Genomic DNA, 11,725 nt, shown 5'->3' with positions numbered 1-11,725 from the left:
TGAGTATAATACTTGTGGGGTATAATTATGAGGTTCTATGACAGAGAAAAGGAAATCTGGCTATTGGAAAAGGGAAGAAGAATCGTCATAATTGGCAGAAGGAGGGTCGGGAAGACAAGGCTTGTAGAGGAAGCCTTGAACCCGATAACCCTTTTTATTCCGGCGGAAAAGAATGAGGCCTTGATATGCAGGGATTGGTTGGAGGAGATTAGAGAAAGAAGGTACATCCCAACACTGAACTCGATGAGGGAGATAGTGGAGTTTCTGATGAGGGAAAACGAAGTTATCTTTATAGACGAGCTCCAAAATGTGCTAAAAGTGAATTCATCCTTCATCTACGATCTCCAGAGGCTCCTGGATAAATACAGGGATTCAAAAGTCATCGTTACGGGCTCGTTAATAAGCATGTCCAAAAAGCTCGTGGAGGACTATAAAAGCCCCCTCTATGGAAGATTCGACTACGTTATAAAGCTCAAAGAGCTGGATTTCAGGACAACCGCTGAAATAACGAGGGACCTGGGATACAGCTTCGAAGACGCGATAACCCTGTGGTCGGTTTTTGGGGGCCTGCCGAAGTATTATGAAACCCTTGAGCGCTTTGGGGTTCCGGTTCTGGAGTTTATAGAGACCATGTTCTTTGAGGAGCCGTATCCAATGTTCAGCGAGGTCATTATGATGCTCAAAGAGGAGCTCGGGAAGGAGTACAAGACCTACTTCAGCATTCTTCAGGCAATAAGCGAGGGCAAGAATACACTCGGTGAAATCTCTTCATACCTGTCAACAAAAAGCACCAGCCTCACCAAATACCTCTCGGCCCTTGAGAGGGAATACGAGCTGGTGGTCAAGAGGAAGGACGTCTTCGATAGGGGAAAGAACAGGTATTACATCGGCCAAAACCTGATAGATTTTTGGTTCCGTTTCATATGGAGGAACTACGCCAAGCTTGATAGGGGGGAGCTGAGGTTTGATAAGAACGAGTTTAACTCGTACATTGGCAGAAAATTTGAGGTTCTGGTCGAAAGCCTCGCTCAAAACTTTGTCCCGTTTAATGTGATAAAGACCGGGAAGCTCTGGGGCAAGTTTAAAGGGAAAGAAAAAGGAAAAGATTCGTTTGAAATCGACGCTGTGGCTTTGGGGAAGGAGGACATCGCTTTCTTCGAGGTTAAGTGGGAAGATCTAAGCTTTGGAGAGGCCAGAAAGGAACTGGAAAAGCTTGATGAAAAAGCAAGCGCAGTGGAAGACGGGAGGAAAAGGCACCTGGTTTTAGTGGCGAAGTCGATCAAGGGGAAAGAGAAATTGGACGCCCTGGTTTACGACCTGGGCGATATTGAGGCCAGAGTTTTTGAATGAGGGAGTTGTTATCTGACCTCCTCCCCCACCTGAATGGACGAAGCAAGCCAGGTACTGCAGAAGATTGCGAGAGGAACGGGGATTGTCTTTGCAGGGACGGTTGTTTCGATGCAAAGCATCTCAGATGTTACCCTTTCTTCTGAAAGCCTCGCCGTTCACGGCGGGGATGCAATAAACCACCCAACGACCCTTAAACCGCCGAAAACCATTTTAAACTTTGGAGTGTAGTAAGGCCTCGGAGAGGCCACTCAAAAGACAACCCCGTGAGGGGGTTTTCGTTAAAGCCTATCCGCTCGGATAGGCAACGTCGTAAGGCGTCCACGCCGTCTTGTGGGGCCGTGAAAACTCTGAGTGGTGGCCTTTGGAACGATAACCCCGAGCCGGCTCTGGCCGGTAGGGCTTTCCTCACCCCTTAAGGGGCGAGGCTTGAATTTTTAGTCAATTGAAAAAATTCGTTTAATGCTCTCTTTTACTTCCTCGGTTTTCTCAGGTTTGAGTAGACCAATTCTTCTCCTGATCAGGCGTTTATCAACGGTGAAGAGGATATAAGGCTTTATTATGCTTTGATACATTGGTAGAGTTCCCTCATACCGAATAACGTCCGAGTCAGAAAGAGGGATGTTATACTCCCTAAATCCACTAGAGAGGTTTGACGTTATCTGAACAACCATCACACTATTACCCATCTTGTTGAGAGCATCGTTGGAGATTATAAGAGCCGGCCGAAGCTTCCCCCGAACTAGGTCTACAAAAGGGAACTCCACCATAATGATCTCCCACTGTTTGAGGCCTCCGTGAGGCTTAAGTTTCATTTGGCTCATATTCAATACCTCCATAGTCATTCCAATGTGCATCGGCCTCACTGTTCCAGTCTTTGGCAAGAATCGGCTCGATGGCCCTAAGCATGAGCTCAGCATATTCGTCTTCACCAGTCTTGGAATACTTTCTCTTCAGCAGGAACTCTCGAAGAGCTTCTTTGATGATCTCACTCCTGTTAGAGTATATTCCAGCTTCAATCAGCCTGTTCATTTCCCTTTCGAGGGCTGGGGGGATTCTCGCAGAAATCTTAATTCCTGTCGCCATTCGTATCACCCAAAACCTTATTTGTCGGACAATTTAAAAGTTTTTGGGAGGAGGGAGTAGCCGTAACGGGGGTTACTTTTTTCTCCCGAAAGTCTCGCCCTTCAGGGCGGGGAGAAGGTCATCCGTTGTATTAGTTAAGATCAAAACAACGGGGTGAACCTTATGAGCGAGGCAAGCCAGGCGCTGCAGAAGATCGCAGGGGGGACGGGGGATTAACAAACCAGAAATTTATTGGGCAGTATATACTGATCAACATCAAAATTTTCGCCCGCTCCCATGTGAAGCCCGTCCGATGATAAGAGGGGGCGGATGAACGGGTGTGTCCCGACTTCTTTCTAATGTTTTAACCCTCTCCTCCTGAGATTAACGTAATTGTCGGCTATCGTTATGAGAATCTTCCTCTGAAGATAGTACTCTAACTCTCTCTCAGCTTCTGCCTGCTTTGTGATGTCTTTTTCTTTTCGTGCTTTCCATAGCCTCTGTTTTAGCTCTTCTATGGCGGAAGCGATGTCCCCCTCCTTCACGATTGAAATTTGCATGTCCCTAAATTTATCCGCAACGGCCCTCCAGAGCTTGTCATCAGCTAGAATCTCCAGTCCAAATTGAGCTCAACATCCTCCCAGAAATAGTGGTCGATTTTGGGATGATACCTGAGTTCAAGATAGTACTTTCTCACGGCCTTTTCCAATTTCGGCTTAAATTCCTCTTTTAAATACCGATTCCTGTTCCTTTTAACCTCTCTAAAGTGCCGTATTCTCCTGAAATCTTTTGTAAGTCTCGGCAGATCTTCGTAATTAACGACCACAATTGCCGCGGCGTTATTGCTTTCGTCAATGGCTATTACAACCGGCATGTATTGCCCCAAGTTCCATCCGGGGGTTAGATTTATAATAATTTTCGTGCATTCTTTTGAGAAAGGATATTTATACTGAAGATTACCTGAGAAAGCTGGGTTTAAATGAAAGGCAGATTAAGGCAGTGCTCTACGTGAAGGAGAAGGGAAGAATTGGGAATAAGGAGTATCAGGGGTTGTTTGGAGTATCAAAACCGACGGCCTCCCGGGAACTGGACAGTCTTGTCAGGAAAGGGATTTTAGAAAGAGTCGGGGTTACGGGAAGGGGTACTTACTATGTGCTAAAAGGCTCAAAGGTATCATAAAGGGCTCATAAAGGTATCATGAATTGGAAAGGTGAACCCTATGAGCAAAACAGGCAGAAATGGAGCACTAGAGAGATACTAGGGAAGGATCATAATCCGAAAGATTTAATAAAGGGAATCTCAAAAACATGCACCAAAGTTATCAAAACTGTTAACCATGGTGGATAATTATGAGAATCAAACTGCTTAACAAACTCGCAAGAAAGAGGGTCTTCACAATAGGGGAGGCGGTCAGGATAACGGGCCTCGACAGAAACACCCTGAAAGTTCTCCTCAGCAGACTTGAGAAAAGGGGCTGGGTTGAAAGAATTGAAAAAGGAAAATACATCATCATCCCGTTGGGAGCAGAAAAAGGAGAATACACGCTTCACGAGTTCATAATAGGTTCACTTCTTGTAAAACCCTCGGCCATAGCTTACTGGTCAGCCCTCAATTATCACGGTTTTACCGAGCAGATCCCCAGCACTGTATTCGTCCAGACGACGGCAAGAAAGAAAAAACAAGACCTCAGAATTTTTGGGGTTAGGTATAAAATTATCAGGATAAAGCCCGAAAAATACTTTGGTGTTGAAAAAATCTGGATTGAGGAGTTTCAAGTTCCCATAACCGACAGAGAAAAAACCGTGATCGACTGCCTGGACAAGCCGAGATATTGCGGAGGGATAATTGAGGTTGCCAAAGCCTTCAGGGAGGAACTTGAGGGGGAAAAGCTCAGAGAGTATGCGTTGAGAATGAATAACTCTGCCGTTATAAGAAGACTCGGCTATCTCTGTGATTATTTTGGAGTAAATATTGACTTACCAAAGCCGAAAACGAGGAATTACATCCTCTTTGACCCAACAATGCCCAGGGAGGGGAATGTTGAGGGCAAATGGAAGATCATAGCCAACGTTGAACTGGAGGGCTTGGAATGATTCCCATACTTGAGATTAAGACAATTGCCAGAAATAAGGGGGTTCCTGAGAGTACTGTAGAGAGGGATTACGCCCAGAACTGGCTTTTGTTTGGACTTTCAAGGACATCCCTTAAAATGGCGTTAAAGGGGGGAACAGGGATAAGAAAAGTATACATCGGAAATTACAGGTTTTCTGATGACCTGGATTTTACACTCTTGGGGGAATATGATGAAAAAACGCTACAGGGAGAACTGGTGAAGGGTATTAAGATTGCCAGAAGGGAAAGCGGTATCGGTTTTGAAGAAAATATTGCTTTCAAGGAGACTTTAAACGGCTATGAGGCCGGAGTCTATTTTAGAATAATACGGGCATCGGGACCACCCTTAAAAATCAAAATTGATCTGACCAAAAAGGAGAACGAACCAATCCTGCTCCCGCTGGAAAAAAGGAAAGTTATTCATTCTTATTCTGATGAATGCAATGCCAGGGTCCTAGTGTATTCCCTTGAGGAGATCTTTGCCGAGAAAGTTCGCTCACTCTTCCAGAGAACGAGACCGAGGGATTTATATGACATCTGGCGTTTGAAGGATATTACCCGGTGGAGGGACATTAATGGCATAATATCTGAGAAGTTTAAGGTTAAAGATGTTCAACCAGAAATTGAAGAATTTAAAAGACGTGAGGCTCACTATGAAAGGGCCTGGGAGATGAGCTTGGCACATCAGATAAACCCACTTCCAGAATTTGAGAGGGTCTGGGATGATACTCTGGAATTTCTGGAGGGACTCAAGGGGAGTGTTGAGCTGTGAGGATTAAAGCCCTCAAAGCCATCACAAAGCCGTCATAGTCGAAGGTGAAATCCCATGAGCAAGGCAAGCCAGGCACTGCAGAAGATTGCCAGAGGGATGGGAATTAACAAACCAGAAATTTATTGGGCAGTATATACAACGGAGAAGGTAGATTTATAATAAATTTTAGTGAGGTTTTTCACGGAATGAGACAGTCTTAAATCGAATACAATGACTCTAACTTTAGCTACGTTTGGTTTTATGTGAACGCCTCTGTCTGGAGAATGGTTTACACAGTTATCTTTGCTTTAACGGGAGAAAAATCTACACTCCATGGGTAGAAGATAGTGAAACATTCGGGAGATTCTGGTTTGATAGTCGCTGGCAATTTACACTCTTATACACCTCTTTAACAAAAGATTTTTCTCTGGTTTTCAACAACCCTCGTCCTTCAGGATCTTTCCAATGTCTCTTAGGCTCATCCTGTACTTTTTAGCGAGGTCCCTCGTCGAGAGGCCCCTCCGGTAATCCTCCCTTACCCTCTCCACCAACTCCACTCCAACCACCCCCTTGATACCCTGATACCATTTTTTCACTTTTACACTTCTACACACTTACACTTTTTCCACACTCTTACACCCTGATCACACGTGAGAAACTCACGTGTATTATTCACATGTATATAGTAGAAGTGAATTTTGAAGTAGAAATAGTAGAAACAGTAGAAACCTCACAGCGCTCGTGCGCTACATCATATAATGATATGAGCCCACCTCACCCCCCACTTTTACAAAAAAACCCGCAATAACTGAATAATTATGTACTACAAACATGCAAAAAATAGTAACAACAAAAAACCCGCAAAAACAGGACATTTATGCACTGTAAAAGTGTAAGAAATTGATAAACCCTCCAACCCAACCTAGGATTTACACTATCTCTTATGCTTTTTGCGTATATTTACCTGCACTTTTAGCATTACATATTTGCATCAATTATCATTCTCCCACTTTTCATCTCCCTCACTAACTAATTTTTTCCAAAAGCATCACCCTTCAGGAGAAGGATGCGGTAGAACGTTTAAGATAGTCCACCTTTGCCATGAGGGTGAGGTGGAGCCCATGAGCGAGCGGCAGAAGATTGCGAGGGGGACGGGGGTTGTCTTTGCCGGATCCGTTTTGGCGTATCCTGTGTATCCCAAAGTTTATAAAGTATAGCATACAAAGGATACAATATGAGAGCCCCAATATTGAAGGAGAAAATATTAAGGGAGTTAGCACTTAAAGGGGAGGTTTCTGTTAAAGAGCTTTTAGCCAGGTTTAATGTTAACAGGCCTTACCTTTACAGAATTCTCAGGTCACTGGAAAGTGACGGTACAATAATTTTAGAGACGGGGAGGATACGGGTCCTTGACAAAAAATCCCTCCTCTATGCATGGGGGATGGAAAAGAGGAAGATATTCCAGGTTGTTAAGGGGATTACTTATAAAGTAAGGCCCAAAAAAGTTAGGGATTTTGTGGTGTTCTCCGGAACTTCAGCGCTGTGGGTTCTGGGAAAGGTTTTGGAGCCGAGCTTCGGGACGGCTTACATCAAAAAAGAAGATTTCGACAGGTTAAAGCGGATTGGGATCAAAAGGGAGGGGTACCCAATCAGGTTTTATTCTTACGATGAGGATATCTTTAACTATGCGAGGAACGTTGGGGGGTACAGGATGGCAATAATCGAGCAGGTCATTGCGGATGCCCTGGGAGAAGGGATATACACGAGAGTCATCGAAGAACTGCTGGAGGAGATCGAATGGAAGAGGTAGCCCTGAGGAGCTGGAGTAATCCGATAATTAAGGAATCCTATGAGTGGATGCTGAAAACTGGCAGGGAGCTGAAGAAAGAGCTTGTGCTAGTTGGGGGATGGGCAACTTACCTTCAAGCTCAGAAATTGGGGAGCAGGACTCTCCCTTCTCTGGACATCGATTTTGTTGCCTTGAAAGAAAATTTTAGGGCCATTGAAAGACACCTGCTGGCCAATAACTTTATGGCGGTTAGTTTCAGGTACGTTAAATATTACCACGAAACCCTGGACGGAAGATTAAGGGAAATAGGCCTGGAAGAGTCCAAAGGATACCTTCATATGAACTCAGAGAACTGTTTCTGGACATCCTATGGGACGAAAAAATAAGTTCAATAAGTTTTGCGCATCCTTACGCCGGGGTGATTTTTGAGAGGGAGCTTTATGAGGAAATTGAAGGGGTCAACGTTGCCCTTCCCGAGGTTATCCTGCCAATGAAATTTTTAATAGAGAATAACAAGTACCGGGGAGAGAAGCAGCTGAAGGATTTGGTGGACATTTATGTACTGACCCTTAGTCCCGAAGAGCTGGACTTTGATGTATTTAAACAGCTGTACTCCAAGGAAAAATTCAGCCTTGATTGGGTGATCCAGTATTTTAAAGAAAATGAAGGGTTTTTAGCCTCAGTCACACGTGGGATAGGGATAACCTTTGATAGAGAAGAATTTCTGTTAACCATCAACGACTTGAAGGAAAGTCTAGAAAGGTGAACCCCATGAGCTAGGCGAGCAGGCTCCGCAAAAGTCTAAAAAACCAAAAGTGTTATATATAATACTTTCTAATTTTTGGACATGGATGCTCTGTCAAAAATGGAAGTTAGAGTACTTTTGAAGCTTAAAGGGGAGGAAGCCATAAGTGAGTTAGCCAGTGGATTGGGTTTATCCATTTATCGAACCTCTGTTCTTGTTGCATCCATCAAGAGAAAAGGTCTGGCAAAGACAGAAAAAAGAGGGAGGTATAAAATAGTGTCGTTAAGTGAGGCAAAGCCTGCAGAGATTCTTAAAAGACTGGCATCCAAGTTTGGTCACATGCCTCTCGATGAGATCCTGAGCGGAAGGAATCTCGCACTTCTCGCGGTTCTTATAGATATTCCTCTGAGTGCCCATGAGCTCTGCATAAAGAGCAACCTCTCAAGGAGCACTTTCTACCATGTGATTAACAGGCTCTCCAATTACGGCTTCATTGGAGAGAAAGACGGAAAGTATTTCCTAATTGAGAGGTACAGATTGTTTCATGAGTTTGCTAAAGAATTCTATGAGCTGCAGAACTCCATTAGAGCCAGGGAATTTTCTAGAGATTCCGCCCTAGTATGGAGCGGAGTCGGGGAGTTCATTCTGTTAACGAGGGAGTACAAGGGGAAAGACTCCGGGAACTTCCACCTAACTGGACTTGGAAGGTTCAGAGATTTTGGGGTGGACCTCATCGGGACCGGGCAGTATCACTATTATTATTCTGAAAAGATGGGGGAGGAGCTTTCTCTGGAAGAGATTATTGTGCATGCACTGCTCATTGATTTCGGCCCGAGAACGATTCTGTATTCAACTGCCCTCCTGCTGGAGTATAAGGATATGATAGACCAGAAGAAGCTTTTTGAGTTCGGTAGAAAATACGATGTCAGTGTGAAAGAGCTACTAAACTATCTTGAAGGCAGAGAGGTTAAAAAATATCCTTATCCCTCCATGGAGGAGGTGAAAGAAATCTTCAAAATGTACTTTGGTGAAGGGAAGTGAGTGCGGTAACCAGGGGGAAGATAATATCCCAATTTCACCTGCTGGAGGAGAAGGCGAGACTGCTTAACATTGAGCCCCTGCAGGTCTACCTGATCGGTGGCGGGAATTTGGCTCTCAGAGGGCTCAAGAGTGCGACGAAGGACGTTGACATCGTGGTGTTGAACAGGGGGCAGTTTTCTCTTCTGCAGAACCTTCTGGAAACTCCACTACCAAAACTGCCCGTTTATGTGAGGCAACATAGATCGCAATGGGACCATAACCTGGGTATGAGTGCGGGGTATACGCATCCTCTATATGGGTTCCATCTCGATGTTTTTGTGAAGAGAGTCCTCAACAAGCTGTATCTGTCGGAGGGGATGGTTTCAAGGGCTGAAGCTCCAGAGGAGTTCGGCTCCCATGAGTGGTTTAAGGTCCTGCTGGTTTCAAAGGAAGACATCTTCCTGTTTAAGAGCGTGACCTCGCTGGAAAGGGTGAGGGACCTCGAGGATCTGATTGCACTTGTTGAAACCGGGCTGGATTATGAGATAATCATCCATGAGCTTGAGACCCAGCTTTCCAAGGATGAATCCCTCAGGAGCCTAGTTCCGAGGATAATACATCGTGTTGATCTTTTAACGAAACAAATCGGGACTGTAAAAGGACTCATCCACCTCAGCGAATATTTGAAAGAAATAAGCGGGTGAACCCCATGAGCGAGGCGAGCCAGGCACTGCAGAAGATCGCGAGGGGACGGGGATTGTCTTTGCCGGGATGGTTGTTTCGATGTTCTTCGGGTTTTTGAGCAGGGCGGTGATAGCGAGGTACTTTTCAACCGGGGAGTATGGAGTGTTTAATTTAGCGCTGACGGTACTGAGCATCGCCCTTGTCCTTGCCACGCTCGGCTTTCAGAACTCCCTACCCAGGGAGGTCGCCTTCTACAGGGAGAGGGAGCCTTCGAGAGTCAGAGGGCTGGTTCCAATATTATAAATGTATATTTTAAACTTCAGTTTTGGGACGTTAAATCTCAATGAAGTCATCATATTTTTCGTCATCCTTTGCTAACTCCTGTAGCCTCTTGACTCTTTCAGCGAGATGCTCACAACCAGCCCTTTCTAAGGAGCTAATAAAGTTGTAGGGTAAAACGTTCAAAAATTTCCTTAGTTCTTCCATCTTTATTTCTGAAGGGGCTTCTTGCAGTTTTTCTATTATTAACTCCAGTTCCAATAAGCATTGGCTTAGAGCATGTTCGAGGTTTTCCTTAATTTCAGGGACAAAGTAGAGTGGATATAAGGATATGACAAGATCCGCAAAAATTATCCTAAAGATTGGCTCTATCATGTTTAATATCCATGTCGCTTCATCTTGAGTTATTCTGCCCGCGTTAAACTGATCAATAGTGTATAGCGCAAGATAACGTAATCTGAAAGTTAATTCTTCAATAAATGCTAACATTAATTTGAGCTCATTCAAATCATGTCCCCTTCTTTTTTCTGCTCTTTTTGCTAGAGTATTCAGCTTCTTTGAAAACTCAATTCGAGCATATTCCCAGATTTTCTGAAGAATATACGTGGCGACTTCTACGTTTTGGGACTGGATACTTTTTGAAGCTATTCTGAAAAGTTTTGGGAGCATCCTCTCTTCTGTGATTTTATGCATATGTATAAACTTGTCGATAAGCCTTCTTGGATTGAACAGCAGGAAAGAATCCCGTATAAAAAGAGGGACAATTAGGAGATTAAACGTGCCCCATAAATAAATCAGGCATAGCCAAGAGGTATTGAGGTTCCCCACATTTTGCAGCAATATAAGGGTGAAAACAATGGAAGTTATATAGGATATAAAGACCAGCCAGAACTCTGGATTTCCGAGATATACCTCGTTAACGACTTCAGAATAATCCTTTATTGTGAGCTGAACTCCTACAAGCATCATGGTTATGTATATGGCTATAATTGCTCCTTCCACCTGAGCCAATGCACTCAGGAAGTATCTGGTATCCTCAGGGGGGATATTTTGGAGAAATCCTAATCCTAAAAAGATGAAGAGCACTTCCACGCTTATTACCAGCATCAAAACATAAGACATTATTGTTTCGTGTTCTCGTATACTCATTGCGATTTTTCCCATAATAACTACTATCACCTTTTATACTTTAAAGATGTTGTTTAGCAGTAGCTGGAGGGATACAAAAATTCTTAAAAAGCAGGTGCGCCATTACAATCCTGAGTGGAGGGGCAACCATGAACACCGTCCAGAGAATAGCGAAGAACATGACGGTTCTATTCCTTGCTAGAATCGTGAGCATGTTATTCGGCTTCTTCTACCTGATGTACACCGCAAGGTATCTGGGTCCGGCCAATTACGGTATCTTGGCATTCGCCCTGGCCCTGAACGGGATATTCGGGGTTATCACCAACTTTGGTCTTGACCCTCTGACGGTGAGGGAGGTTGCCAGGAATAAGAGCCTGGCGAGAAAATACCTGACAAATGGGCTCGTTCTGAAGCTGTTGTTCGGGGCTTTAACATTTTTAATCGTCCTTACGGTGGTGGTTCTTTTAGGATACCCGGAAATCACGAGAAAAGTCGTGTATATAATAACCCTGTCCACCATTGTTGGGGGGTTAAACAGCCTGTTCAACGACATCTATCAGGCGTTTGAGAGGATGGAGTTCATGTCCATCGGGCAGATCCTGCAGAGTGCGCTCTCCCTGGTTTTTGCAATAATTGCGATAAAGCTCGGCTTGAATGTGGTGTATTTTGCAATGATCTACCTGAGCGTGAACTTGATTGTTCTGGGTTACCACGTTGTTGTAGCGACATGGAAGTTTTTGAGGCCTAAGATAGAGGTTGATTTGAACTTCTGGAGGAGCGTTGTGCGGGAAGCGTGGCCGTTTGC

The 11,725-nt window shown here is 44.4% G+C and carries 18 protein-coding genes; 12 read left to right on the top strand and 6 right to left on the bottom strand.

Annotation, left to right across the window (positions count from 1 at the left end; translation table 11 throughout):
• Positions 1-27 precede the first annotated feature (27 nt).
• Both MV421_RS09660 and MV421_RS09655 read left to right on the top strand, forming a co-directional pair.
• The gene (locus MV421_RS09660) at positions 28-1,350 is read left to right on the top strand and encodes an ATP-binding protein (RefSeq protein WP_297503086.1); all 1,323 of its coding nucleotides are present in this window, start codon (positions 28-30) and stop codon (positions 1,348-1,350) included.
• A gap of 33 nt (positions 1,351-1,383) precedes the next feature.
• Positions 1,384-1,578: a hypothetical protein gene (locus MV421_RS09655; RefSeq protein WP_297503088.1), complete on the top strand. Its 195-nt coding sequence runs from the start codon at positions 1,384-1,386 to the stop codon at positions 1,576-1,578.
• A 206-nt stretch (positions 1,579-1,784) separates the two neighbouring features.
• Here MV421_RS09655 and MV421_RS09650 read toward each other — a convergent pair whose 3' ends face one another.
• From MV421_RS09650 to MV421_RS09635, 4 genes are all read right to left on the bottom strand, one after another.
• Positions 1,785-2,171 carry a type II toxin-antitoxin system PemK/MazF family toxin gene (locus tag MV421_RS09650; RefSeq protein WP_297503090.1) on the bottom strand — a complete coding sequence of 129 codons (387 nt, stop codon included), beginning with the start codon at positions 2,169-2,171 and terminating at the stop codon, positions 1,785-1,787.
• Positions 2,152-2,433, bottom strand: coding sequence for a ribbon-helix-helix domain-containing protein (locus tag MV421_RS09645; RefSeq protein WP_297503111.1), 282 nt, complete (start codon positions 2,431-2,433; stop codon positions 2,152-2,154). Before MV421_RS09645 ends, MV421_RS09650 begins: the two co-directional genes overlap by 20 nt.
• A 335-nt stretch (positions 2,434-2,768) precedes the next feature.
• Complete coding sequence (locus MV421_RS09640) at positions 2,769-2,957, bottom strand: hypothetical protein (protein ID WP_297503091.1); 189 nt, start codon at positions 2,955-2,957, stop codon at positions 2,769-2,771.
• A 59-nt stretch (positions 2,958-3,016) separates the two neighbouring features.
• On the bottom strand, positions 3,017-3,286 hold the full coding sequence (locus tag MV421_RS09635; RefSeq protein ID WP_297503093.1) for a hypothetical protein: 270 nt from the start codon (positions 3,284-3,286) through the stop codon (positions 3,017-3,019).
• 56 nt (positions 3,287-3,342) lie between these two features.
• On the opposite strand from MV421_RS09635, the gene MV421_RS09630 reads away from it, so the two are divergent.
• The 3 genes from MV421_RS09630 to MV421_RS09620 all read left to right on the top strand — a co-directional run bounded on the left by MV421_RS09630 (position 3,343) and on the right by MV421_RS09620 (position 5,296).
• Positions 3,343-3,591, top strand: a complete 249-nt coding sequence (locus MV421_RS09630) for a hypothetical protein (protein WP_297503096.1) — start codon at positions 3,343-3,345, stop codon at positions 3,589-3,591.
• 170 nt (positions 3,592-3,761) lie between these two features.
• A complete protein-coding gene (locus MV421_RS09625) occupies positions 3,762-4,505 on the top strand; it encodes a type IV toxin-antitoxin system AbiEi family antitoxin domain-containing protein (RefSeq protein ID WP_297503098.1) in 744 nt (247 codons plus the stop codon).
• Entirely contained in the window at positions 4,502-5,296 is a 795-nt protein-coding gene (locus MV421_RS09620) for a nucleotidyl transferase AbiEii/AbiGii toxin family protein (RefSeq protein WP_297503100.1), read from the top strand. The genes MV421_RS09625 and MV421_RS09620 overlap by 4 nt, the downstream gene beginning before the upstream one ends.
• Positions 5,297-5,709: 413 nt before the next feature.
• On the opposite strand, the gene MV421_RS09615 is transcribed toward MV421_RS09620, so the two are convergent.
• Complete coding sequence (locus MV421_RS09615) at positions 5,710-5,832, bottom strand: hypothetical protein (protein ID WP_297518291.1); 123 nt, start codon at positions 5,830-5,832, stop codon at positions 5,710-5,712.
• A gap of 677 nt (positions 5,833-6,509) precedes the next feature.
• On the opposite strand from MV421_RS09615, the gene MV421_RS09610 reads away from it, so the two are divergent.
• The 6 genes from MV421_RS09610 (at position 6,510) to MV421_RS09585 (ending at position 9,816) form a co-directional block, all read left to right on the top strand.
• Positions 6,510-7,085, top strand: a complete 576-nt coding sequence (locus MV421_RS09610; RefSeq protein ID WP_297503102.1) for a winged helix-turn-helix transcriptional regulator — start codon at positions 6,510-6,512, stop codon at positions 7,083-7,085.
• Positions 7,073-7,450: a hypothetical protein gene (locus MV421_RS09605; RefSeq protein ID WP_297518288.1), complete on the top strand. Its 378-nt coding sequence runs from the start codon at positions 7,073-7,075 to the stop codon at positions 7,448-7,450. The genes MV421_RS09610 and MV421_RS09605 overlap by 13 nt, the downstream gene beginning before the upstream one ends.
• A gap of 32 nt (positions 7,451-7,482) precedes the next feature.
• Positions 7,483-7,830, top strand: a complete 348-nt coding sequence (locus tag MV421_RS09600; RefSeq protein WP_297518285.1) for a hypothetical protein — start codon at positions 7,483-7,485, stop codon at positions 7,828-7,830.
• An 81-nt stretch (positions 7,831-7,911) separates the two neighbouring features.
• The gene (locus tag MV421_RS09595) at positions 7,912-8,850 is read left to right on the top strand and encodes a helix-turn-helix domain-containing protein (protein WP_297503106.1); all 939 of its coding nucleotides are present in this window, start codon (positions 7,912-7,914) and stop codon (positions 8,848-8,850) included.
• Entirely contained in the window at positions 8,847-9,533 is a 687-nt protein-coding gene (locus MV421_RS09590) for a hypothetical protein (RefSeq protein ID WP_297518282.1), read from the top strand. Before MV421_RS09595 ends, MV421_RS09590 begins: the two co-directional genes overlap by 4 nt.
• A 79-nt stretch (positions 9,534-9,612) precedes the next feature.
• Positions 9,613-9,816 (top strand): oligosaccharide flippase family protein, encoded by a 204-nt coding sequence (locus MV421_RS09585; RefSeq protein WP_297518279.1) that lies wholly within the window; start codon positions 9,613-9,615, stop codon positions 9,814-9,816.
• Positions 9,817-9,846: 30 nt separating this feature from the next.
• Here MV421_RS09585 and MV421_RS09580 read toward each other — a convergent pair whose 3' ends face one another.
• Entirely contained in the window at positions 9,847-10,971 is a 1,125-nt protein-coding gene (locus tag MV421_RS09580; protein ID WP_297503700.1) for a hypothetical protein, read from the bottom strand.
• A gap of 98 nt (positions 10,972-11,069) precedes the next feature.
• Between MV421_RS09580 and MV421_RS09575 the strand changes: the two genes are divergently transcribed.
• The coding region (locus MV421_RS09575; protein ID WP_297518275.1) for a flippase at positions 11,070-11,725 on the top strand (656 nt) is incomplete at its 3' end.

Source organism: Thermococcus sp. (genome assembly GCF_027023865.1).
Taxonomy (GTDB): domain Archaea; phylum Methanobacteriota_B; class Thermococci; order Thermococcales; family Thermococcaceae; genus Thermococcus.
Note: the sequence above shows the minus strand (reverse complement) of the source record. Positions and strands in the feature narration are given on the sequence as shown.

Bases quoted from the DNA above. Each gene is read 5' to 3' on its own strand.
- MV421_RS09660 (WP_297503086.1), top strand. From the start codon at position 28: ATGAGGTTCTATGACAGAGAAAAGGAAATCTGGCTATTGGAAAAGGGA.
- MV421_RS09655 (WP_297503088.1), top strand. From the start codon at position 1,384: ATGGACGAAGCAAGCCAGGTACTGCAGAAGATTGCGAGAGGAACGGGG.
- MV421_RS09650 (WP_297503090.1), bottom strand. From the start codon at position 2,171: ATGAGCCAAATGAAACTTAAGCCTCACGGAGGCCTCAAACAGTGGGAG.
- MV421_RS09645 (WP_297503111.1), bottom strand. From the start codon at position 2,433: ATGGCGACAGGAATTAAGATTTCTGCGAGAATCCCCCCAGCCCTCGAA.
- MV421_RS09635 (WP_297503093.1), bottom strand. From the start codon at position 3,286: ATGCCGGTTGTAATAGCCATTGACGAAAGCAATAACGCCGCGGCAATT.
- MV421_RS09625 (WP_297503098.1), top strand. From the start codon at position 3,762: ATGAGAATCAAACTGCTTAACAAACTCGCAAGAAAGAGGGTCTTCACA.
- MV421_RS09620 (WP_297503100.1), top strand. From the start codon at position 4,502: ATGATTCCCATACTTGAGATTAAGACAATTGCCAGAAATAAGGGGGTT.
- MV421_RS09610 (WP_297503102.1), top strand. From the start codon at position 6,510: ATGAGAGCCCCAATATTGAAGGAGAAAATATTAAGGGAGTTAGCACTT.
- MV421_RS09605 (WP_297518288.1), top strand. From the start codon at position 7,073: ATGGAAGAGGTAGCCCTGAGGAGCTGGAGTAATCCGATAATTAAGGAA.
- MV421_RS09595 (WP_297503106.1), top strand. From the start codon at position 7,912: ATGGATGCTCTGTCAAAAATGGAAGTTAGAGTACTTTTGAAGCTTAAA.
- MV421_RS09585 (WP_297518279.1), top strand. From the start codon at position 9,613: ATGTTCTTCGGGTTTTTGAGCAGGGCGGTGATAGCGAGGTACTTTTCA.